This is a genomic window from Idiomarina piscisalsi, assembly GCF_002211765.1.
Lineage (GTDB): Bacteria > Pseudomonadota > Gammaproteobacteria > Enterobacterales > Alteromonadaceae > Idiomarina > Idiomarina piscisalsi_A.
In genome coordinates, this window is sequence record NZ_CP022133.1 from 1,631,947 (window position 1) to 1,655,095 (window position 23,149).

The 23,149-nt window shown below is 47.5% G+C and carries 22 protein-coding genes and 5 tRNA genes; 15 read left to right on the forward strand and 12 right to left on the reverse strand.

The annotated features are described in order from the left end of the window. Position 1: 1 nt before the first annotated feature. The 7 genes from kdsA to hemA are packed head-to-tail and all read right to left on the reverse strand — an operon-like array spanning position 2 to position 7,237. Complete coding sequence (gene kdsA, locus CEW91_RS07940; RefSeq protein WP_088768470.1) at positions 2-844, reverse strand: 3-deoxy-8-phosphooctulonate synthase; 843 nt, start codon at positions 842-844, stop codon at positions 2-4. A 15-nt stretch (positions 845-859) separates the two neighbouring features. After that, positions 860-2,131 carry a DUF819 family protein gene (locus CEW91_RS07945; protein WP_088768471.1) on the reverse strand — a complete coding sequence of 424 codons (1,272 nt, stop codon included), beginning with the start codon at positions 2,129-2,131 and terminating at the stop codon, positions 860-862. Positions 2,132-2,150: 19 nt separating this feature from the next. After that, a complete protein-coding gene (locus CEW91_RS07950; RefSeq protein WP_088768472.1) occupies positions 2,151-2,525 on the reverse strand; it encodes a SirB2 family protein in 375 nt (124 codons plus the stop codon). Positions 2,526-2,547: 22 nt separating this feature from the next. Then, positions 2,548-4,020 (reverse strand): DUF3369 domain-containing protein, encoded by a 1,473-nt coding sequence (locus CEW91_RS07955; RefSeq protein WP_088768473.1) that lies wholly within the window; start codon positions 4,018-4,020, stop codon positions 2,548-2,550. Next, positions 4,020-4,868, reverse strand: coding sequence for a peptide chain release factor N(5)-glutamine methyltransferase (gene prmC, locus CEW91_RS07960; protein ID WP_088768474.1), 849 nt, complete (start codon positions 4,866-4,868; stop codon positions 4,020-4,022). The genes CEW91_RS07955 and prmC overlap by 1 nt, the downstream gene beginning before the upstream one ends. Continuing rightward, entirely contained in the window at positions 4,865-5,959 is a 1,095-nt protein-coding gene (gene prfA / locus CEW91_RS07965) for a peptide chain release factor 1 (RefSeq protein ID WP_420038561.1), read from the reverse strand. The genes prmC and prfA overlap by 4 nt, the downstream gene beginning before the upstream one ends. Before the next feature lie 18 nt (positions 5,960-5,977). After that, a complete protein-coding gene (hemA, locus tag CEW91_RS07970) occupies positions 5,978-7,237 on the reverse strand; it encodes a glutamyl-tRNA reductase (RefSeq protein ID WP_088768475.1) in 1,260 nt (419 codons plus the stop codon). 135 nt (positions 7,238-7,372) lie between these two features. On the opposite strand from hemA, the gene lolB reads away from it, so the two are divergent. The 6 genes from lolB (at position 7,373) to ychF (ending at position 12,334) form a co-directional block, all read left to right on the forward strand. Further along, the gene (gene lolB / locus CEW91_RS07975; RefSeq protein WP_088768476.1) at positions 7,373-8,008 is read left to right on the forward strand and encodes a lipoprotein insertase outer membrane protein LolB; all 636 of its coding nucleotides are present in this window, start codon (positions 7,373-7,375) and stop codon (positions 8,006-8,008) included. Then, entirely contained in the window at positions 7,990-8,850 is an 861-nt protein-coding gene (gene ispE / locus CEW91_RS07980; protein WP_088768477.1) for a 4-(cytidine 5'-diphospho)-2-C-methyl-D-erythritol kinase, read from the forward strand. The genes lolB and ispE overlap by 19 nt, the downstream gene beginning before the upstream one ends. A 15-nt stretch (positions 8,851-8,865) precedes the next feature. Continuing rightward, the gene (locus CEW91_RS07985; protein ID WP_088768478.1) at positions 8,866-9,813 is read left to right on the forward strand and encodes a ribose-phosphate pyrophosphokinase; all 948 of its coding nucleotides are present in this window, start codon (positions 8,866-8,868) and stop codon (positions 9,811-9,813) included. Positions 9,814-9,955: 142 nt separating this feature from the next. Continuing rightward, the gene (locus tag CEW91_RS07990; RefSeq protein ID WP_088768479.1) at positions 9,956-10,624 is read left to right on the forward strand and encodes a 50S ribosomal protein L25/general stress protein Ctc; all 669 of its coding nucleotides are present in this window, start codon (positions 9,956-9,958) and stop codon (positions 10,622-10,624) included. Positions 10,625-10,639: 15 nt separating this feature from the next. After that, positions 10,640-11,236 (forward strand): aminoacyl-tRNA hydrolase, encoded by a 597-nt coding sequence (gene pth / locus CEW91_RS07995; RefSeq protein ID WP_088768480.1) that lies wholly within the window; start codon positions 10,640-10,642, stop codon positions 11,234-11,236. A 6-nt stretch (positions 11,237-11,242) separates the two neighbouring features. Then, positions 11,243-12,334, forward strand: a complete 1,092-nt coding sequence (gene ychF / locus CEW91_RS08000) for a redox-regulated ATPase YchF (protein ID WP_053952779.1) — start codon at positions 11,243-11,245, stop codon at positions 12,332-12,334. A gap of 47 nt (positions 12,335-12,381) precedes the next feature. On the opposite strand, the gene CEW91_RS08005 is transcribed toward ychF, so the two are convergent. The 4 genes from CEW91_RS08005 to CEW91_RS08020 are packed head-to-tail and all read right to left on the reverse strand — an operon-like array spanning position 12,382 to position 16,571. Beyond that, positions 12,382-12,789, reverse strand: a complete 408-nt coding sequence (locus CEW91_RS08005) for a group I truncated hemoglobin (protein ID WP_088768481.1) — start codon at positions 12,787-12,789, stop codon at positions 12,382-12,384. A gap of 11 nt (positions 12,790-12,800) precedes the next feature. Continuing rightward, complete coding sequence (locus tag CEW91_RS08010) at positions 12,801-13,649, reverse strand: DUF3034 family protein (protein ID WP_232506943.1); 849 nt, start codon at positions 13,647-13,649, stop codon at positions 12,801-12,803. Then, complete coding sequence (locus CEW91_RS08015) at positions 13,642-15,903, reverse strand: putative bifunctional diguanylate cyclase/phosphodiesterase (RefSeq protein WP_088768482.1); 2,262 nt, start codon at positions 15,901-15,903, stop codon at positions 13,642-13,644. The genes CEW91_RS08010 and CEW91_RS08015 overlap by 8 nt, the downstream gene beginning before the upstream one ends. Beyond that, a complete protein-coding gene (locus tag CEW91_RS08020; RefSeq protein WP_157776079.1) occupies positions 15,900-16,571 on the reverse strand; it encodes a methylamine utilization protein in 672 nt (223 codons plus the stop codon). Before CEW91_RS08020 ends, CEW91_RS08015 begins: the two co-directional genes overlap by 4 nt. A 163-nt stretch (positions 16,572-16,734) precedes the next feature. Between CEW91_RS08020 and CEW91_RS08025 the strand changes: the two genes are divergently transcribed. The 7 genes from CEW91_RS08025 to CEW91_RS08055 all read left to right on the forward strand — a co-directional run bounded on the left by CEW91_RS08025 (position 16,735) and on the right by CEW91_RS08055 (position 19,447). After that, positions 16,735-18,117 (forward strand): class II fumarate hydratase, encoded by a 1,383-nt coding sequence (locus tag CEW91_RS08025; protein WP_088768484.1) that lies wholly within the window; start codon positions 16,735-16,737, stop codon positions 18,115-18,117. Between the two features lie 20 nt (positions 18,118-18,137). Next, positions 18,138-18,806, forward strand: coding sequence for an SDR family oxidoreductase (locus CEW91_RS08030; RefSeq protein WP_088768485.1), 669 nt, complete (start codon positions 18,138-18,140; stop codon positions 18,804-18,806). A gap of 144 nt (positions 18,807-18,950) precedes the next feature. Then, positions 18,951-19,027: transfer RNA gene (locus tag CEW91_RS08035), tRNA-Met, on the forward strand. Between the two features lie 17 nt (positions 19,028-19,044). Continuing rightward, positions 19,045-19,129, forward strand: a tRNA-Leu gene (locus CEW91_RS08040). A gap of 24 nt (positions 19,130-19,153) precedes the next feature. After that, positions 19,154-19,228, forward strand: a tRNA-Gln gene (locus CEW91_RS08045). A 43-nt stretch (positions 19,229-19,271) separates the two neighbouring features. Then, positions 19,272-19,346: transfer RNA gene (locus CEW91_RS08050), tRNA-Gln, on the forward strand. A gap of 14 nt (positions 19,347-19,360) precedes the next feature. Further along, positions 19,361-19,447 (forward strand) — tRNA-Leu (locus CEW91_RS08055). 50 nt (positions 19,448-19,497) lie between these two features. On the opposite strand, the gene CEW91_RS08060 is transcribed toward CEW91_RS08055, so the two are convergent. After that, positions 19,498-20,643, reverse strand: coding sequence for an FAD-dependent monooxygenase (locus CEW91_RS08060; RefSeq protein ID WP_088768486.1), 1,146 nt, complete (start codon positions 20,641-20,643; stop codon positions 19,498-19,500). A gap of 116 nt (positions 20,644-20,759) precedes the next feature. Here CEW91_RS08060 and CEW91_RS08065 point away from each other — a divergent pair, with 116 nt between their 5' ends. Both CEW91_RS08065 and miaB read left to right on the forward strand, forming a co-directional pair. Next, the gene (locus CEW91_RS08065; RefSeq protein ID WP_088768487.1) at positions 20,760-21,629 is read left to right on the forward strand and encodes a DMT family transporter; all 870 of its coding nucleotides are present in this window, start codon (positions 20,760-20,762) and stop codon (positions 21,627-21,629) included. A gap of 80 nt (positions 21,630-21,709) precedes the next feature. Beyond that, positions 21,710-23,149, forward strand: coding sequence for a tRNA (N6-isopentenyl adenosine(37)-C2)-methylthiotransferase MiaB (miaB, locus tag CEW91_RS08070; RefSeq protein WP_088768488.1), 1,440 nt, complete (start codon positions 21,710-21,712; stop codon positions 23,147-23,149).

Genomic DNA, 23,149 nt, shown 5'->3' on the forward strand with positions numbered 1-23,149 from the left:
GTTAATTAGACGTGTCCAATGCGCTGAATGACTTCACTAAGTCATCCACGGCTTTCATCTGCTCTAGATAGCCTTCTAATGCGCGTAACGGCAACGCGCACGGCCCGTCACACTTGGCTTCATCTGGGTTAGGGTGTGCCTCAATAAACAAACCGGCAATACCCAACGCCATACCAGAGCGAGCAAGTTGTGCGGCTTGTGCACGGCGACCATCGGCAGAGTCAGTGCGGCCCCCCGGACGCTGTAACGCATGGGTTGCATCGAAGATGACCGGCGCCATGGTCTTCATTTCATCCATGCCCAGCATATCAACCACTAAGTTGTTATAACCAAAGCAAGAACCGCGCTCGCACAACATTATGTTCTGGTTACCGGCTTCCGCGAACTTGCTAATAATGTGCTTCATTTCATGCGGTGCTAAAAACTGAGGCTTCTTGACATTAATCATGGCACCGGTTTCAGCCATAGCAACGACCAAGTCAGTTTGGCGAGCTAAAAACGCCGGAAGCTGGAGAATATCGACAACTTCCGATACCGGCTTAGCCTGATGGGGCTCGTGTACGTCGGTAATTAGCGGGACATTGAACTGCTGTTTCACGTCTTCAAAAATTCGCAGTCCCTCTTCGAGACCCGGTCCACGAAATGAGTGCACCGATGAGCGATTGGCTTTGTCGAAAGACGCTTTAAAAACATAAGGAATGCCTAACTTATCCGTCACTTCAACGTAATGCTCGGCAATACGAAGCGCTAAATCACGCGACTCCAGTACGTTCATCCCGCCAAAAAGAACAAACGGACGGTCGTTGGCTATTTCAATATCGTTTAAATGTAACTTCGAAATCATGCTCATTCCTTTTGATCAACTGCCAACCACACGCAACACCTGGCCTGAGAAGTACGCCATATAAGTCCCCAGCGCATAACCCATAACAGCCAACAGAACACCCACTGGTGCCAGTGACGGGTGAAACGCCGATGCGACTACCGGAGCTGAAGCGGCTCCGCCGACGTTGGCCTGACTGCCCACCGCCATGTAAAAAACAGGGGCACGTAAAATTTTAGCAACAAGCAGCATTAACGACGCATGAATAATCATCCAGATAGCGCCAATTAGGAAGTATTTTGGTGCTTCAACAATTTTTGTCACGTCCATGTGCAAGCCGATGCTTGCCACCAAAACATAGACAAAAACAGAGCCAATTTTAGAAGCGCCAGCCGCTTCCAGCGAGCGAGCGCGGGTAAAAGACAACGCAATACCGCCCGCAGTCGCAAGAACAATAACCCAGAAGAACAAACTGTCTAAGCTGAACTTACTCAGAGCCGGGTAGTTCGTGCCAATGGCCGGTGCTATCCAGTCAGCCAGTAAATGAGCTACGCCTGCCACACCGAAGCCAACGGCTAAAATAAGCATTAAGTCTCTCAAGCTTGGATTACGAACGTGCTCGGCTTCGTACTTTTCAACTTTATGACGGATGGCGTCAATAGCTGATGTATCTGCGCCAGTGCGTGCATCAATTTGCTTAGCGTTCGCTGCCATATAAAGCAACACAGCCATCCATAAGTTAGCGACAATAATATCGACCGTTACCATCGCTGAGAAAATATCACCACCGACTTCATACACTTCTTTCATAGCCGCCTGGTTAGCTCCACCACCGATCCAGCTACCGGCGATGGTCGTCATACCACGCCAAACCGCATCAGGACCTGCTCCGCCGAGCATTTCAGGAAAGATGAAAGAAACCAGCAATAGTGCAATGGGACCACCGATAACAATACCGAAGGTACCAGTTAAAAACAGTATCAATGCTTTGGATCCCAGACCCAAAATCGCTTTTAAATCCAAGCTCAACGTCAGTAACACCATACAGGCCGGTAGCAGATAATCCATGGTGATATCTGTTACGGCTGTCGCATTGCCATCGACAATACCGAAAGTGTTCAACAACGACGGCAGGAAATAGCAAAGCAATAACGCGGGTACGAAGCGATAAAATTTCTTAAACGCCGGATGGTCACTATTATTGGTATAGAAAACAAAACCCAAAATGGCCATTAATAAGCCAATGATAACGCCATCGTTAGTAATTAGCGCACTCGTTTCTGTTACGGCGGTTTCCGGTGCTAACATACAACAAAATCCTTTTTAACTAGCCAGCAATTAATGCTGTTTTTGACATAGCCACGTGCAATAAGAAAGCTATCCAGCCGCACGCGCCGAGAAAGCCTACCCAGCGAGTCACAGCAGACTGACCTTTCATGGCAAAAATACCAAAAACAATGTAACCAATAACACCGATGACTTTATCCGTCAGCCAAGGCACTTCTATCGGATACATACCGACCGTCACCATAATGCCAATGGCACTCGCCAATAAAAGCGTGTCATTGATATGTGGTACCACTTTCAGCCACTTTTTTTGTAACGCTGGAGAATCCAGCAACCGCAAGACGAAACGGAATAGAAATAAAGTGATAGAGATAAAAACAAATAGAACATGCAGGTGTTTAAAAACAACGTACACAGTAAAACCCCTTTATAATGAATTAAATATTTCTTAGTTCGGGCAGTAGCTTCAATGCTTGCTCAAGGAAGTCAGGCGAATAATAGCGACCTTTTTCGTCATCAAGTCGTGTTTTGATATCCGCGTCACTGGTGTCTTCTTCAAACCAGTCCACTAGCTGTTCAGTTAACAACAATACTTGCGTACTCAGTGCAATATCACCGCCTTGTTTTCCTTCTGGAAGGCCTAAACCATCCCAGCGCTCCAAGCGCTCCATCAACGCACGATGCGCTTTTTGGGTGGCTTCGTGCTCACCATGCGTTAACGCTCTTAGTGAACGAGCAACACGTTGTTGGCAAGTTGTTTCGTTGGCAGCAACAGGTGTCGACGCACAGTCCAACAGCGGACGAGCTTGTGCAAATAGCGACCAGGCTAAAGCCGTCGCTTCCGCTTCGTCGGCATTAACGGCCTGAGCCAGGCGATAAGCAATACGCCCTTCTTTGCTGCCATCCAGGACGTTATTGAAATGATTGGCATGATGCAGCATCAGCTGATCCGCCAGGCGTGCCAGGAAGTGATCAGAGTCCTCCAGGCACACAACGTTGTCCTGAGCCAACTGCACATTTTCAGCAAACAATTGCAAGACATGGTGGTCATCAGCGGTTAACGTGCGGGAAAGCCCACCAATAAATAAAACCGAGCCATGCGCACGACAATGACTGCGGCAATACAACAGCACAAAGTCTTCTCCGTAGAACGAACCATGATTTGCAATGACGTTCTCCAGCTCAGCTAATGCCTTTGAAGGAATGACCGAGCGCAGCGTTTGACCGACACTAACCTGTGAATCTTCACCGTGCGCAGCTAATACTTTATAAGAGGTGCCGTCTTCATTTGCTGTTGCATAAAGCGTTTGCTTAGCACCACCGATAACCCAACTCAACTGCTGAACCAGACCATCAACAAAACTGTTCATCGGTTGCAGCGCATACAAATTTGTCGACGCTGAAATGATTTTTTCCAAACCATGGCGGCTTTGGTCAATGGACATAATGTCGCGGTATGAACGCAATGAAGACATAACAGCCGTAAATAGCTTCTGCGCGGTCAACTCGGTTTTCGATTTATAGTCGTTAATATCGTAATTGACGATAACGGTACGTTCAGGCGCCTGCCCCGGCTGTCCTGTTCGCAAAATGATACGAGTAAAGTGGTTGTCGGCTTTTTCTCGAATATAGCGAGCGACTTGGAGACCTGCGTCATCCGTTTCCATCACAACATCAAGTAAAAGAATGGCCGCATCGGGATGTTCATCAATGAGTTTTCTGGCTTCTTCACCAGAAAATGCACTGTAAAATTTTAGGCCGCGTCCCAGAAAGTTAAAGTCGTTCAACGCCAGTTTTGTGACCGCATGCACCTCTGGCTCGTCATCGACAATTAGAATTTTCCAGTATTCTGTTGGTAATTTTGTATTTTGCTGGCTGGCTTCATCAGCAAACATGAACTGGTTGCTCATTACTTGTCTCTCTCCGCCGTGACGTATTGTCCACCTGATACTCGTTCTACACTAGCATAATCCTGCCAACGGTTAACCTTTTTATAACCACTTTTTGTGAGTAGCTCAATGACACTGTCAGCCTGCTGCCACCCCTGTTCAAGTAGTAACCAACCACCGTCCGCCAAATATGACTTTGCTCGAATAATAATGTTCTTTATATCGTCTAAACCGTCGCCCGTTGCCACCAAAGCACTTAACGGCTCAAATCGAACATCTCCCTGACGTAAATGAGGATCGGCTTCTTCGATGTATGGCGGATTAGAAACAATCAGGTCAAAAGGCTTGCCGACAGAAACATGAGAAAACCAGTCACTTTGAAAAAACTCAACGTCGAGGTCGTTACGTATGGCATTACGGACGGCTAAAGCAACCGCGGCACCGTTTTTATCGCAGCCACACACCTGCCAGTTCGGCCTCTCTGACTTTAAAGCCAGCGCAATCGCACCGGTTCCGGTACCTAAATCCAGTACTCGAGCATTATCGGGCAAATCCAGACTCAATGCTGTCTCTACCAGGGTTTCTGTGTCCCCCCTGGGTATGAGAGTACTTTCGTTCGTTTCCAACTCTAACGACCAAAACTCTTTACGTCCGGTAATGTAAGCTATCGGTTTCCCGTTAACCCTCTCATGAACCACGACCTCAAAGCGTTCCAACTGTTCGTCAGTTAATGCTCTTTCCGGCCAAGTCATTAGGTAGGTTTTGTTTTTGTCCAGCACAAAGCCCAACAACGCAAAAACGTCAGCCCTAACGTCATCAATATGCGCTAGCTGCTGACGCGCCCACTGTTGCGCTTCTTCTATGGTCATTCTTCTCCTTCAGACAATGCCGCCAGCTGATCCGCCTGATGTTCAGTAATAATCGGATCCATAATCAAATCCAAATCGCCCTGCAACACTTCATCGAGCCGATATAAGGTCAAGTTAATGCGGTGGTCGGTGACACGACTTTGCGGGTAATTATACGTTCGAATACGCTCTGAACGGTCCCCACTGCCGACCAAGTTACGACGTGTGCTAGCTTCTTCCTGCTGACGTTTTTCGTCCTCGATTTTCTGTAATCGAGCTTGCAGAACTGACATCGCTTTGGCGCGGTTTTTATGTTGTGAACGCTCTTCCTGACACTCAACAACAACGCCCGACGGCAAGTGGGTAATACGAATGGCCGAGTCTGTTCGGTTAACGTGCTGACCACCGGCACCGGATGCTCGGAAAGTATCGACTCGTAAGTCAGCTGGGTTAATCTCTATGGCTTCCGCTTCCGGAATTTCTGGTAAAATAGCCACGGTACAAGCAGACGTATGAATACGACCTTGCGATTCCGTTTCGGGCACTCGCTGCACTCTGTGGCCGCCCGACTCAAATTTCATACGGCCATAAGCGCCGTCACCATTCATCTGTGCAATCACTTCTTTATAACCACCATGATCACCTTCGTTGGCGCTCACTACAGAGATATTCCATCCGTGCTTTTCCGCATAGCGGCTATACATTCGAAATAAGTCCCCGGCAAATATCGACGCCTCATCACCACCGGCTCCGGCCCGGATTTCCAAATAGCAGTTGCGGTCATCGTTCGGGTCTTTTGGCAATAATAAAATTTGCAGTTGTTGCTCAAGCTCAGTTTCGTTTTCCTTGGCTTGTTTTAATTCTTCCTGAGCCATTTCCCGCATTTCAGGATCATCTTCCTCCGCCATATCTTTAGCGGCGATCTGGTCTTCCTGGTTCTGCTTATATTTTTCAAAGCAGTCAACCACTTCCTCAAGTTGCGAGTATTCCTTCGACAACGCACGAAAACGGTTCTGATCAGAAATAACGTCGGGTTCACCGAGCAGCGCCTGAACTTCCTGGTAACGCTCAAGCAAACCTTCAAGTTTTCGTTCAATGGATGGATTCAACATAGATTTTTATTTGCCTTCTTAGGAGTCAGAACTCTCGTCTGACCATAATTGCTGTAACACTGCCAGGGTGTACTGGTCATTATTTTCACCGGCAGATTTTAACAAATTGGTGGGTTGATGAGTCAGTTGCTGCACCAACCTATGACTAAACTGTTTAAGCACCTCTTCCGCCGCTTTACCTTGCTGCAGCTGAGTTAGTGCCCGCTCCAAATGCTCGTCAGCAACGGCCTTAGTATGCTGTCTGTAAGCTCGAACTAGCTCGACACTATTGAGCGACTGTAACCAGTCGGTAAATTCCTGCGCCTGCTGACGAATAATCACCTGCGCTTCTTTTGCCGCCTGTTCACGATTTCTTATGTTTTCGCTGATAATGCTCTGTAAGTCGTCGACCGTATACAAATAAGCATCATCCAGCTCATTGACTTGTTCTTCGATGTCTCTGGGAACGGCTAAATCGATAAGCAACATTGGCTTATGACGACGTTTTTTAAGGGCCTTTTCAACCGTACCTTTACCAACTATGGGCAGCGTACTTGCCGTTGAGCTCACCACGATATCTGCATCAGGAAGTAGCTCAGCAAGCTCTGACAAACTGTGTGCTGCACCGTCGACTTTTTCAGCCAACTCTCGGGCACGTTGCAACGTTCGGTTCACTACGGTTATGTCGGTTACGCCCTGTTGCTTTAGATGCTGGGCAACTAATTCAGAGGTGTCCCCAGCGCCTATCAGTAAGACTTTAGATTTCGCTAAGTTGGAAAAGATATGTCGTGCCATAGACACAGCGGCATAGGCCACCGACACAGCGTTTTGACCAACCGCTGTCTCATTACGTACGGTTTTTGCGACACGGAATGTTTGCTGAAACAAACGCTCTAAAATACCACCGACAGCCGCCTGTCGTTTCGCTATTTGATAGGCCTGCTTCACTTGACCGAGTATTTGGGGTTCACCCAGCACTAAGGAATCCAAGCCGCTGGCAACGGACATTAAGTGACTAATCGCCTGGTCATCCTTAAACAGGTAGTGATGATTTTGCAGAGCATCGGGCGGTAAACTGTGAAAGCCTGTGAACCAACCTAACAATAGGTCATCGGATACATCACCGCGACAATACAGCTCAGTACGATTACAGGTGGATACAATGACCGCTTCCTGTACACCTTGCAAACCACGAACCGCCTGCAACGCAGCATCCAGCTGCTCTGCGTTAAAAGCAACTTGCTCACGTAAATCAACGGGGGCTGTTTTGTGGTTTATTCCCAGAGCTGAAATGGTCATCGGATTGTGTAACTCGTTATCTCAACGCGGTCATCATATTTAAGTGGCAGTGATTGTACGTGAAAGCCCCAGTCATTGAAAGTCACAGCGCTTTCTGGTCAACTAACGACTCACCGATTACGCCAATAGAAAAATATGATTCAACACCTTACTAAATTAGCCGTTTTGCTGACTGTATTGCTTGTCACGGGCTGTTCAATACCAACGCCGTCACATCAGGACAGCAGCCGCCAGGTCAATATCGACGTAGTTAACAGCCACCAAAATAAATTAAGCACCTTTAATAACTGGTCAATGTCCGGACGTATGGCATTAATACAAAAAGAGCTCGACGAACGCGACTCGTTTTATGTCAATTGGCGATACCAGCCGACGTATCAAGAGCTTCGTTTTTCGCATCCACTGAAAGGTCAGCTCGCGAAACTAACAGTGAGCAAGCGCCAGGCAACGCTAGTAGACTCTAATGGCGCCACTCGCTCTGCAGTGACTGCACCGGTGTTGTTGGCAGATGTGTTACAGGTTTATATTCCATTTGAACAGCTGCGCCAATGGTTAATCGGCCAGAAAACCGCTCGACTGAACAACCTGACCTATTATAACAACGGTACATTAGCCAGCGCCTCGGTCGTTCAAAATAATGAGCAATGGCGCATTCGATGGTTTTATGATTCACAAACAAACGCTGAGCTTCCTCTTCCAGAGCAAGTCCATATTGACAGCCCGACACTAAAAATAAAGGTACAAATGCAAGAATGGCAGACCCACAATTAAAACTACCTGCGCCAGCCAAACTGAATCTTTTTTTGCATATAATCGGACGTCGCCAAGACGGCTATCATGAGCTGCAAACCGTATTCCAGTTCCTCGACTTTGGAGACTGGTTACACTTCCATTCCGCGCCAGAAAACCAATTCGAACTGATCGATCATGGCTCTAATGTGGCGAAGCAAGACAACCTGATTTGGAAAGCGCTCCAACAACTCCAACGTGCTTACTTAAAAAAGGACATGAGCAACTTACCCGGGGTTACAATTGAGTTGAAAAAGTACCTTCCTCAAGGTGCGGGATTGGGGGGCGGCTCCTCAGACGCCGCCACGACTTTAGTTGGTCTTAACTACTTGTGGGGGCAAAAACTATCGAATGAAGAGCTCCAGGCGATAGGGCTGGAGCTAGGTGCCGATGTCCCCGTATTTATTCACGGCAACACTTGCTTCGCAGAAGGTATTGGTGAGCAATTTACCGATGTTTCACCAGACACTCCCTGGTATTTAATCGTTAAACCCAACGTACATATATCCACTGCTGAACTGTTTAATCACCCTGACCTAAAGCGAGACAGTAACCCCCTTGCCCCTGTTTCCTGGGAAATAAGCCAGCACGAAAACGTGTTCGAACCAGTGGTCTGTGCTCTGCATCCTGAAGTTGCTAAATTACGTGATGCCTTGCTAGAATACGCACCGACTCGGCTCACTGGCAGTGGAGCATGTCTATTTTCGACATTCGAGAGCAGGCAAGCGGCAGAGGAAGCTCAAAAACACGTTCCCAGAGAACTGTTTTCATTTATCGCTCAAGGCCAGAACCGTTCACCACTTTTCCAAACATTAACCCAATAAAAGTCGAGGTATGTTGTGCCTGACATGAAACTTTTCGCTGGCAACGCTACCCCCGAGCTAGCTCAGAAAATCGCCGATCGTTTATACATTAAGCTGGGTGAAGCGTCTGTTGGACGTTTCAGTGATGGCGAAATCAGTGTCGCTATTAATGAGAATGTCCGCGGCTCCGATGTCTTTATTTTGCAGTCTACTTGCGCCCCGACAAACGATAATCTAATGGAGCTTATCGTTATGGTTGACGCCCTGCGTCGCGCCTCTGCAGGTCGTATTACTGCGGTAATGCCTTATTTCGGTTACGCCCGCCAGGATCGCCGTGTTCGCTCTGCTCGTGTACCTATTACGGCGAAAGTCGTTGCTGATTTCTTATCAAGTGTTGGTGTTGACCGCGTTCTCACCGTTGACTTACATGCCGAGCAAATTCAGGGCTTCTTCGATGTTCCGGTTGATAACGTATTCGGCACCCCAGTGTTACTTGAACACATGCGTCAACAACAATTCGACAACCCGGTGGTTGTTTCTCCGGATATCGGCGGTGTTGTTCGTGCTCGCGCATTTGCCAAATTAATGGATGACACTGACTTGGCGATTATCGATAAGCGTCGCCCTTCTGCTAACGTTTCTCAGGTCATGCACATTATTGGTGATGTTAAAGGGCGTGACTGTATTATCGTCGATGACATGATTGATACTGGTGGTACGCTTTGTAAAGCCGCAGAAGCGCTTAAGAGCCATGGCGCGAAACGCGTTTTCGCCTATGCGACACACCCGGTATTCTCTGGCAACGCCGTTAAAAACATTGAAGAGTCGTCTATTGATGAGCTAGTGGTTACCGACAGTATTCCTCTCAGCGAGGAAATGAAGGCCACCGGTAAAGTCAGTCAGCTGACACTGTCCGGCATGTTGTCTGAAGCACTTCGCCGCGTCAGCAACGAAGAGTCTATCTCCGCAATGTTCGAGTACTGATACAGTTGTTTTTTTAAGACTTCAGTGCTAGTATTGCGCGCCCTTGGAAACCGGCCTCGTCGTCGGTTTCTGAGTATCTGGGTCAGCAGCTTGGTCGCGAGTGCTGACAAATTAAAACATTTAACAATGAGAGCCCAATATCATGGCTGAATTAGATTTCACAATTAAAGCAAGTGTCCGCGCGGACAAGGGGAAAGGTGCGAGCCGCCGCCTGCGTCATGCGGATAAAGTACCTGCCATCCTATACGGTGGTAAAGGTGAGCCAGTAGCGTTAGAAATGGATCACAACAAAGTGAATAACATGGCTGACTACGAAGCCTTCTATTCACACATTCTGACCTTAGACATCGACGGCAAGAAAGAGCAGTGCATTTTGAAAGACATGCAGCGTCACCCTTTCAAGCCTAAGCTGACTCACTTAGACTTCCAACGTGTTGAGAAAGGTCAGAAGCTGCACACTCACGTCCCTCTTCACTTCTTGAATGAAACGACGGCGAAAGGCGTTAAAGAAGAAGGCGGTGTTGTTGTTCACCACGTCAATGACGTTGAAATTTTAGTTCTTCCAAAAGACTTACCAGAGTATCTGGAAGTGGACATTGCAGAACTGAACGTTGGTGACACGATTCACCTGACTGACCTGAACCTTCCTAAAGGTGTTGAGCTGGTTGAGCTGACTAAAGGCGAAGACCACGACCAGGCAGTTGTTTCTATCTCTGCTCCACGTGTAGAGAAAGAAGAAGACGAAGAAGAAACAGTAGCTCCTGATGAAGTTCCTGCAGAGAAGAGCAAAGACGACGCTGACGAAGAGTAAGCATTAGTCCTAGCTATGGGAACAAGCATTAAGCTATTAGTGGGCCTGGGAAATCCAGGCCCCGAATACGAAAAAACCCGCCATAACGCGGGTTTTTGGTTAGTTGACGACTTTTGCAGGCGACACGGTGTTACATTATCGGTCGACGCTAAATCAAAAGCATTAATTGGCCGTTATCAACAAGGCGCTCACGATGTGCGCATTGTAATGCCTCAGAATTATATGAACCGCAGCGGCTTTTCTGTCGCACATATCGCCAACTTCTATAAAATTCCGCCTGAATCGATTCTCGTCGCGTACGACGAATTAGATTTACCGCCCGGTGTAGCGAAGTTTAAAAAAGGCGGTGGTGCTGGCGGTCATAACGGCATTAAAGATATTATCGCCCAAATTGGCAGTCAGGATTTCCTCAGATTGCGAATTGGCATTGGACACCCGGGTCACAAATCGAAAGTGACCGGTTTTGTGCTCGGCAAGGCGCCAGCAACTGAACAGCGACTCATTGATGATTGTATCGATGAAGCCAGTCGCAGTATTGACACATTAATGGAACAAGGCTGGACGGACGCGCTTCAACGCCTCCACAGCTACCGTCCTCAACAGAAAGGTTAACTCATCATGGGATTTCGGTGTGGTATTGTTGGTTTACCCAACGTCGGTAAATCCACGTTATTCAATGCCTTGACCAAAGCGGGTATTGAAGCAGCAAACTTTCCTTTTTGTACGATTGAGCCTAACACCGGCGTTGTTCCGGTTCCGGATACACGCCTGGACAAGCTAGCTTCAATTGTTAAACCAGAGAAGGTTCTGCCAACGACCATGGAGTTCGTTGACATTGCAGGCCTCGTAAAAGGTGCTTCAAAAGGCGAAGGTTTAGGTAACCAATTCCTGGCTAATATTCGCGAAACTGACGCGATTGGGCACGTTGTCCGCTGCTTCGAAGACGATAACATTGTACACGTCAGTGGCGGCATTAACCCTGCTGATGACATTGACACAATTAATACCGAATTGGCATTAGCCGATTTAGACTCTGTCGAAAAGGCACTACACCGGTTAGGTAAGAAAGCCAAAGGTGGCGACGCGCAGGCCAAGGCTGAAATTGCCGTTTTGGAAAAGCTAAAACCAGCTCTTGATGAGGGGCACATGGCTCGCTCAGTAGAGTTAACGAAAGAAGACCGGGCGACTATTCGCTCATACAACTTGCTGACTTTGAAGCCAACTATGTACATTGCCAACGTCAATGAAGATGGCTTTGAAAATAACCCGCACTTAGATACTGTTCGCGAAATTGCTGCGGCTGAAAATGCGGTAGTGGTTCCTGTTTGTGCCGCCATTGAGTCAGAAATCGCTGAACTGGATGATGCCGATAAAGAAGAGTTTCTATCGGAAATTGGTCAGGACGAACCTGGTCTTAACCGTGTGATTCGTTCTGGTTACGAGCTTTTGAACCTGCAAACTTATTTTACAGCAGGTCCTAAAGAAGTTCGCGCGTGGACGGTTAAAGTCGGTTCTACAGCACCACAAGCGGCGGGCCGTATTCACACGGACTTTGAAAAAGGCTTTATCCGTGCTGAAGTTGTCGGCTATGACGACTTCATCGAAAACAACGGCGAGCAAGGCGCAAAAGACGCCGGGAAGTGGCGCCTGGAAGGTAAGGAATACATCGTTAAAGACGGTGATGTCATTCACTTCCGCTTTAACGTCTGAGAATACATTAATTCTACTTCAAAGCCGCTCCCGTTGAGCGGCTTTTTTTATTGTTCCACAATATCCCCGTACATAGGGGCGAGTTTTGCCAATAACTGGTTTTGAGTAGAGACAGGAATATTGTGCTTTTCCATTGCAATAATCAAATGCTCTACCAACGCATTAAAATCGGCGTGCGTTACCCCCATCCCTTCATGAGATACTCTCATTGTCTCACCACTGTATTCACAGGGTCCACCGACCACATCGCAAACTTGTTCAGTAATAAGTTTATGAACACGCACAATATCTACTCCGTCGAAGTGATGCACAATGCGTTCATCACCACCGACGCGATACAACATCTCCTCGACAATGGAAGAAATTCCTTCTTTTTCTCCCAATTGCTGATAAAGACTTTGCCCCATCACCATTGGCGATAACAGGAGGAGAAACACAATACTTAGTCGTCTCATAGTTATTTCCTTTAAAACGCCGCTTGCAACGACAGGTACCAACCGCTTTGATCATCTAAGCCCGCAATAGAGCCAAGCTCAGTATATGCACCGACAAGAGAGACATGCTTTGAGGGAAAGTAAGCAACAAAAATATCTTTCCAGGCCTCTTCCCTAGCGAAGCTTAAATTGTCAGGCTTATCGCGAAATTCCACACCAACAGCCCAGTACCGGTTTAAAAAAGCAGCCACCGATGCCTCAGCCCCCCATTTTGAGTCCGCCTCTTTATCGCCACCAAATCCTAATAAACCAAGTTGATTTGAACGTGTTCGTCGCATCGTTAGATTAGCCACCCAGGTTCGGTGAAATGGTCCATCTAGCCAAGCTTTGGCGGCACTGACATACCAATCCGTGTCACTATCATCTAACGCCCCAACGGCACTAGGTAGAGTGAACGTTTTATTCTTCTTATGTTGGGCGCCGACACTCAGTTGAGGCCAGTCACCGTACACCAGATTGCCAAACAGGCGAACTTTGGCACCCACGATGTTTTGCTCCAACTCTCCGCCAATCGTCGACAAATCAAACGTTTGCTGAGCATAAGACAATTCGACACGATTGTTCCAGGAAACACTGGCACCCTGGACGCTAAGTCGAAAGTCATCAACGGCAACTTCACTCATATTAACCGTTGCCCCCCACTCGCCAGTATCAGCGTAGGAACTCAACGTCGCCCATGGAACAATGCCTCCGCCACCGGATCCTTCAATCGTCGACGCGCCGCCGGTCGCCAGTAACTTTGAACCGGTATTCGCAAACGTTGTTAGCGGGAATACTGCAAGTACAAAAACGGCACTTCTCAATAATCGTAGGTTAGTCACGAGACTCTCCCTGTAGCCTTTCATTAAAATCATCAAAAGGAATCGGCTTGCTAAAATAGAACCCTTGTAAAACATCGCAATTCTGATTTTTTAGCCAGTTCCAGCTTTCAACGTCTTCCACACCTTCAGCGACAACCTTCAAGCCCAGCTCGTGAGCCAGCTGAATCGTTGAGCGAACGATGGATTGATCCGTTACGCTGCTTACCAAAGGCTGGACAAAAGCTCGGTCTATTTTTAATTCAGTGACCGGTAAGCGTCTCATCTGTTCCAGTGAAGAATAACCGGTGCCGTAATCATCAATAGATACCTGATAACCTTTTCCCCTTAACCAGTTTAATCGTTCAATTGCAGCGTCCGGATCACTCACAATCGCACTTTCCGTCACTTCAAGAATCAAGTGTTTATTGAGTTCCGGCATTTCCCTCTCCAGCTCATCGATAACAGAGAGAATTTCATCACTCAACAAATCAATAGCAGAGAGGTTAATACTTAAACTAAAATCACCTCCAGCATTGATGCGCTTTAAGTAAGATACTGACTGCTTAAACACCCATTCTGTCAGCCTTTTTATCAACCCTGACTGTTCAGCCAATGGAATAAACTCGTCAGGTCCCACAAAGCCGAGCTTTTCGTTGTGCCACCTTAATAAAGCTTCTGCACCTATCGTTTTTCCAGTCTGTGTCTCTATTTTTGGCTGAAGAAGCAGGGTCAGCTCCTTCTCATCAGCGGCGTACTTCAAATGCTCCAGAATATCGAGCTTACGCAAGTACTGTTCATCAAGTCCCTCGCTGTATAAGAACACGAAATCTTGCCGGCGCTTGGCTTCTTGTGCACTCACCTGTGCCCGGCGCAACAAGGTATCGAAGACTCTACCTTGTCGGGGAAATTCCACGGCTCCCGTATTAAACAGTATCGGATAATCACTTTCTCCGACTTTTACCGGCTTCTCTATAAATGAGCGAAGGCTTTTAATAAGATCGTGGTTAGCGGATAACTTGTCCTCAAAAACCAAGGCAAATTCATCTCCTCCAATACGGGCAGAAAGACTTTGTTCGCCAAAGTCCATCAGTCGCTGCGCAATTTGTTTTAGCACAAAATCGCCCACCTCCTGTCCGAGTGTGTCATTGAGAGTTCTGAATTTGCGGATATTGATGAGCAATAACGTTCCTTCACAACCTTTATTCAATAGTCGCTCTAAGTCCGCCGCAAACTGAGCCCTGTTCGGTAATCCGGTAAGCTGGTCATGCGTCGCTTGAAAAGATATGCGCCGCTCACGCTCAGACACCGCCCCTTTCATTGACTCAAAGGTTATAGCTAATTCACCAAATTCATCGGCTCGTTTTTCTAGGTTCAGGTTGCCATAGTCACCTTTTTGCAATTGTTTAGCCGCTTCAGTTAGCCTCGACAGCGGTCTTGAAACACTGCGAGCCATTAGTAACGCAACAGCGCCGGCAATCAGTACAGCCACTGCACCAATCAACAACATTTGCCACTGAACCCGGTGAACATCGGCCATTGCCTCCTCGAGTGACGACGACAACAGCACATGTACCTGATCGCCTTGGGAGGCTTCAAGCAACGTTTCTTTACCCACTAATGCTTGTTCTTCAAGCCAGTTACTCAGCGAGCCTTTACGTTTAAGTGCGTTTTGTAAATGAGTCTGAAGCTCCGGCTCAAGACTGGACGCTATCACCTTTTTCGAGGATTCCTGCCAGAGGCTGATATCAGCATTCGCTAAATTTTGTAATTCAGCAGCTAAATTAGAGTCAATTTGAAAACCCAAAGTTGCCCATGCAATCAGTTGTGGCGCCTTTACTGGCACCGTTATCAATTGAAACAGCTCACCGTCAACAATAGCTAATTGCTGACCACGTGAATCGTTAGTCACTTCATTACCGATAGGGTGAGTTGCAGCTATCTCCTCACCTGCTGGCGTTTGAAGCACCATCAACTCAGTGTTAATTCGTTCCCCGTGATTCACCAATACGGAAACGATAGTGTCTTTATCGCCGGTAGCCACCGCTCGCTTAAAACCAAAATCATCAGTCAATACTTGTGCGGCCTGCAGCAACAGTTCACTACGGCTGTTCAAAAGTTCACGGAAAACTCGTTCACTCACATTCAGCTCTTGAGCAATAGAGCGTTCGGCCTGTTGCTCTACACTGAAGTTCATTGCGAACAGTGATATTGCTATAGAGCCTGAAACAAGCAGTAGGAGAATAACTATCAGTCTGGTACGAAAACGCCGAATCATAAATTCCCCGTTCGGTTAAAGCGCTGCTCTAAACGAGACTTAGGCTCCTTATCGGCCTGTTCCTTCACTACGTCTAACATTAGCGTTTTGCCGTTTACCTTATCTAAAGTGACGTCTTTCGCCGACGTTAAGTCTGAACTCATCAGCGGGTGCCAGATACGAGCGCTTAACAATGACTCAACGGCTGTATTTAGTTCTAACGTCACCTTACCATTTTCGCCAGTTATCCAGGCGGTTTCGTCCTCGGTAATAACAATATGGGCAATCATTTGATCATGGATGTTACAACCCAGCGTCACTAAGCCGGGCTTATTGAAACTCAATGTCGGTTTTTCTTCATTGGCGTACAACTTGAGCTCAAAAGGTTTCGGCTTAGAAAACGAATAAACGTGGTGACGAATATTATCGCTATTCGGAAAAGTGACTTCACTTCCCGCTTTTATAACCGTCATGAATGGTGTGAACTGGCGATCAACCTGATCAATGATCTTATTTTCGACCTTAAGCTTTGCTTTGTCAGTAACATAAGCGTTATCAACAATGATCACAGCATTTGGCAAGGGGCTTCCCTTTTCATCGACAATAGTCAGAGTCAATTCGTCAGCGTTAACCTCCATAACCGTTAGCAAACACACTAAAGTGACCAACAGACATTTAAGTGCTCTCAAATGACACTCCATTTTAGATTGATAGCTCTAGATTACCCCACATCACAAATTCCGCAACTTTCTCATCTTCAACAACGTGATCTTCACCTCAGTCAATTCGTAATGTGTTATACCTATTAAAATGACATTAAACACAAATGCTTTGCCGCAGGAGGTTTTCTTTATGAGTCAAGAGTATCGCACCGAAAGCGACAGTATGGGTGAAGTTCAGGTTCCGGAAGAGGCACTTTACGCGGCACAGACACAGCGGGCCGTCGACAACTTCGCGATAAGCGGGCTGACAATGCCTGATGATATGATTAAAGCGATTGCCCGCGTAAAAGCCGCCGCCGCCAAAGCAAATGCCCAGGTCGGTAGTTTAGAAGAAACGCAACGAGACGCGATTGTTCAGGCGGTCGAGCAAATTATTAACGGCAAGCATAAAGAGCACTTCCCTATTGATATTTTTCAGACAGGGTCTGGCACAAGCTCGAATATGAACGTCAATGAAGTTATCGCGAATTTGTGTAAACGAAACGGCGTTGATGTTCATCCGAATGACCATGTCAACCAAAGCCAGTCGAGTAACGACGTCATACCCACATCCATTCAAGTGGCCAGCGTGTTAGCCATTGAAAAACGCTTACAGCCTGCCATTAAGCATTTAATGGAGGTTATTCGGAGTAAAGCTGTCGAGCTTCGGGACGTCGTAAAAACCGGGCGCACCCATTTGATGGATGCCATGCCTATGACGCTAGCGCAGGAGTTAGAAACGTGGGCGGGTCAGCTCAGCCACACCGCTGAACAACTGCCACAACTGCTCCAACACAGCCGTATTCTGCCTCAGGGTGGCACAGCAATAGGCACTGGCATTAACGCACCAGAGGGGTTCGCAGAAGCCTTTGCAAAAGAACTCAGCGACTTTACCGGTACTGAATTTAAGGCATCCCCGAATCCATTTACAGGTATTGCGGGACAAGAATTGAACCTGCAGTTACACGGCCAATTGAACACCCTGGCAACGACGCTGTTAAAAATGAGCAATGACTTACGCTGGATGAACAGCGGTCCCCTAGCCGGCCTGGGTGAAATTCAGTTAACAGCACTTCAACCCGGCAGCAGCATCATGCCCGGTAAGGTGAACCCGGTAATACCGGAAGCCGTCGCTATGGTGGCTGCACAAGTTAACGGCAACCACACCACGATTACGACGGCAGCTCAGCAAGGAAACTTTCAGCTTAACGTTATGCTACCGGTTGTGGCCTATAACTTACTGCAGTCGATAGAGATTCTGACAAACAGCTGTCATGCTTTAGCTGATAAAGCCATTAAGGACTTTGAGGTCAATGAAGATCGCCTTAATGAAGCCTTGGCTAAGAACCCTATTTTAGTGACCGCGCTAAACCCTGTTATTGGTTACAGTAAAGCGGCTGAGATAGCGAAGAAGGCTTACCAAAACGGTCGCCCCATTATCGATGTTGCAGACGAAATGACCGATTTAGGTCGTGAGCGCCTGGAACAATTATTAGACCCTAAAAAGCTAACAGAAGGTGGCGTCAGCCAATAACTGATTAAAGGAGCAGTAGAATGAGTCAACCCCACGTCGTTATAACGGGCGCAAACAGAGGCATCGGCTTTGAGTTTGCCAAACAGTATGCCGAAAAAGGTTACAAAGTCACTGCCATTTGCCGTAATAACTCTAAGCAGCTGACCGAATTGGATGTCGACATCATAGAAGGTGTCGATGTTACTAAAGCCTCAGACTTGTTGCGTTTAAAAGAAACATTAGGCGACAAGAAAGTGGACATTTTGATTAATAACGCTGGTTTACTGCACAAAGAGGTTTTAGGTGAGCTGGACGCTGGTACCATTCGGGCACAATTTGAGGTCAATGCACTGGCGCCTTTGCGAGTAACCGAAGCTTTACTGGATAACTTATCAAAAGGCAGCAAAATTGCGTTGATTACCAGCCGGATGGGGTCGATTGCTGATAACGGATCAGGCAACCGATATGGTTACAGAATGTCTAAAGCTGCGTTAAATGCGGCGGGCAAGTCTCTTTCTATTGATTTGAAAGATAAGGGTATTGCTGTCGCGATACTGCATCCAGGCTTCGTCCAGACCGACATGGTCAACCATGCGGGCGATATTCCGGCAGAAACCGCAGCCGAACGACTCATGCAGCGAATCGACGAACTCTCAATGGAGTCGACGGGCGAGTTTTATCATAGTAATGGTGACCCTCTCCCATGGTGATTTGACGCCTTTTTAATCAAATGACTGTTTTTTTGCACAAACGCGCTGCTTTATTGCTTTTTTTCTCAAAAATAGGTTGACGGGTTGCGGAGCGATTTGCATAATACGCGCCGCACTCACAGAGAGCGGAAAGTTAAAAAAGTTGGCTACGTAGCTCAGCTGGTTAGAGCACAGCACTCATAATGCTGGGGTCGCAAGTTCGAATCTCGCCGTAGCCACCAACTTAACTGAGAAATGTGCGGACGTGGTGGAATTGGTAGACACGCTGGATTTAGGTTCCAGTGCCTCACGGCGTGAGAGTTCAAGTCTCTCCGTCCGCACCAACTCTCTCTCAGGGTAGCTAAAATTGGGGCATAGCCAAGCGGTAAGGCAGCGGGTTTTGATCCCGCGATTCCCAGGTTCGATCCCTGGTGCCCCAGCCATTAGCTTCTTTAATTTATTTTGTGATTGCTGTCCTTAGTTGGATGGGGCATAGCCAAGCGGTAAGGCAGCGGGTTTTGATCCCGCGATTCCCAGGTTCGATCCCTGGTGCCCCAGCCATACTAACTACTGTTGCGGTGGTGGCGGAATTGGTAGACGCGCTAGCTTCAGGTGCTAGTGTCCGAAAGGACGTGAGGGTTCAAGTCCCTCCCTCCGCACCACAACAGACAATGGCCACCTCAGGGTGGTTTTTTTGTGCCCGTTTCCCGAGTTATTCTATTTCCCCAATGGCCTGCTTTATTAAGAAGTGCTTCAATATCGGAGCTCTGGCGGCACTCAAGGAGGCGTCAGCCAATAGACGAGCTATCGGATTGCTGCTGCGCCAGCTTATTTGAAGCGCATCCATTAACCGCATCATTTTAGCGTTCTCAAATTTTCGTTGTTTTTCGTATGCGTTAAGCGCTGGAGTCACTGGCTTGTTTGATAATTCGTTGAGCAAGCAACGAATATCGGCGAAGCCAAGATTAACGCCCTGCCCTGCCATCGGGTGAATGCTATGCGCGGAGTCTCCGAGTAACGCAACGCAGCCATATGAACAATAAGTTAATGCATGCTTTCGCTGCAACGGAAAGCTCGCGGCTTTTATCAACTGAAATGGTCCTATATGGGGCTCAAACAACTGTGTCAAATGAGTTTGCAGCGCGGCTTTATCATGCTGAAGCGAGCGAATATCGGCTCTTTTGTCATAATCAATAAGGCAAGCTTTATTGTTAGACAGTGGCAGTAATGCGTAAGGTCCCTGTGGTCTGAAAACTTCCCAAGTCTCGGAAGCAACAGGCTGTTCAAGCTCAACATTAGCCAGCAAACAGCGTTGATCGTAATCCCAGCCACGGTAAGCAGTGTGGGTCAACTGAGCAATAATGGAATTCGCACCGTCACATCCCAGCAAGACATCGAAGCTGCACCGCTCACCATGAGTGAGTTCGACGGTTCTGTCATGAGTATTCAAGGAGTTAATACGCTGCTCTGTCACAAGTTCGACATTTTCATAGTCTCGCAGACACTGCCAAAGTGCTGTTTGCAACGCGTTATTTTCTACCATCACTCCCAGTGACGCTTGGTCAACTTCACTGGCATCAAATGTCAGGCTTTTTCCTGACTGAGTGGTTACCGTTAACCGCTGGTAGTCTCTTACTTTGCTGTGAGCAATGACCTCATTAACCCCCAGTGAGCGTAACCACTGCCAGTTGGCTAAGTTTACGGACGAAATTCTGAGATCCCAATCATTGGTTTGACCCTCGAGCTTTGGTGGATGACTTTCAAATAATTTGACGTAAGCCCCGGCTTTCGCAAATGCCAGCGCCGACGCAGCACCGACCATGCCACCGCCATTTATGACAACCGTTAAATCTCGCATAGAACCTGAATTGCCTGTAAGTATAAGTTCTCTATAAATAACACATTTCCGGTCTTATTTCCGTTATCATAGTCATATTCATCAGTGTAAATGCCACATTTTTTAAGAGCACCTCAATGGCAACGACAGACACCTCACAAAAAGCCGTTATTCTCGCCTCGTTTTTAATTTTAAGCGCAGAGGCGAGCTTTGCCGGTGTCAGTGCTTTGGTAAAATTCATCAGCCAAGACCAACCCTTTGAACAACTGGTGTTTTTTAGAAACCTAACCGCATTTTTAGTATTGCTGCCCTGGCTATGGCGAAAAGGACCTGGGTCGCTCAAAACAACCCGTTTAGGTTTGCATCTGATTCGCGCCGCTGCCGGCATTACCGCCATGTACTTGTTTTTCTTTGCCATAGCCAGTATCCCGTTGGCTCAGGCAACACTGGTGCTACTTTTATCGCCCTTTTTAATACCAATCATTGGCTGGCTTTGGTTAAAAGACTACGTCGCCCGCCAAACTTGGCTGGCCATTGCCCTCGGTTTTGTCGGCGTCTTTATCTTCCTCGACCCGATGAACAGTGAACTCTCTCCGGTTATTGCTGTTGCGTTTTTGGCGGCTGCCTTGGCCGCTTTTACCAAAACAGTGATACGGCGTATGTCGAGCACCGAGTCAACCAGCAAAATTGTTTTCTACTTCAGTACGTTAGCAACCATTGCCTCTGGTGTGCCATTGCTTTGGTTATGGGAGCCCATTCCCAGTCATCATTGGCTTGGCGTTTTCGCACTTGGTCTACTTGCCGTTTACGGTCAACTGGCGATGACAAAAGCGTTTTCTATAGCGCCTCCCGCAAAAGTCGGCGTCTTCACTTACAGTTCGGTTATTTTCGCCGCCTTGCTGGGCTTTTGGTTATTTGATGAAGCACTTGCATGGCATATGCTCTGGGGCGCACTGATTATATTTGTGGCGGGCTATTTTGCGATACGTTCACGTCGTAAGAGCTAACAAATTCGTGTTTGGCAATTTGCCCCAATAAACGATAAAATATGCGGTCTTAATTAGAACCTATCAACCATCGAGTAGTCATGAGCAAGAAGTTATATATCAAAACATGGGGTTGTCAGATGAACGAGTATGATTCAGCGAAAATGGCTGATCTACTTAAGTCGACACACGGGTACGACGTTGCAGAAGAAGCTGAAGACGCTGATCTGATCCTGTTGAACACCTGCTCCATTCGCGAAAAGGCTCAGGAAAAGGTTTTTCACCAGTTAGGTCGCTGGAAAAACCTGAAGCAGAAAAAACCAGACTTGCTCATTGGCGTTGGCGGCTGTGTGGCGTCTCAGGAAGGCGACGAAATTCGCTCTCGCGCCCCCTTTGTCGATATTATATTTGGGCCGCAAACATTGCACCGTTTACCAGAAATGGTTAACCAGGTCAGCGAAACCCATGCGCCAATGGTTGATGTGTCGTTCCCTGAAATTGAAAAATTCGACCGTTTACCGGAGCCCAAAGCAGACGGCGCTAGCGCGTTCGTTTCGATTATGGAAGGCTGCAGCAAATACTGCTCGTTCTGCGTGGTTCCCTACACTCGTGGTGAAGAAGTCAGCCGCCCTGTTGACGATGTCATTTATGAAATCGCTCAGCTGGCAGATCAAGGCGTACGCGAAGTTAACTTATTAGGTCAGAATGTAAACGCGTATTTGGGCGAACACTTTGACGGTACTCAGTGTCGCTTTGCTGAACTGCTGCACTTAGTCGCCGCTATCGATGGTATTGATCGTATTCGATACACCACGTCGCACCCAGTCGAGTTTACTGACGATATTATTGAAGCCTATACAACCATCCCAGAGCTAGTGAGTCATCTGCACTTACCGGTACAGAGCGGCTCTGATCGCGTACTGACAATGATGAAACGCGGTCATACTGCGCTTGAGTACAAGTCCAAAATGCGAGCGTTGAAGAAAGCACGTCCGGACATTGCTTTGTCATCGGATTTTATTATCGGCTTCCCGGGGGAGTCCGATGCTGATTTTCAAGCAACCATGGATTTGATCCAAAGCGTTGATTTTGACATGAGTTTCAGCTTTATTTATAGCGCACGTCCGGGAACTCCGGCCGCCGACTTGCCTGATGACGTTTCCGAGGAAACCAAAAAGCAACGCTTACAAATTTTGCAGCAACGCTTGAACCAGCAGTCGATGGCGCATGCACGACGTATGTTGGATACTGAGCAAAGAATATTAGTGACAGGACCATCGAAAAAGAACCCAATGGAGCTGTCTGGAAGAACAGAAAACAACCGGGTTGTAAATTTTGTTGGACAACCCCATATGATAGGTCAGTTCGTTGATGTTCGTATTACGGAAGTGTTACCGAACAGTCTTCGCGGCGACCTTATCCGTGAAGAACAAGACATGGGGCTGCGTGTCGACACCGCCCCAGAAACGATTTTACAAAGAGGCAAAGTCAACGAACCTGACGAATTAGGTGTTGTAAAAATGCCTCCACAAGCGAGTTAA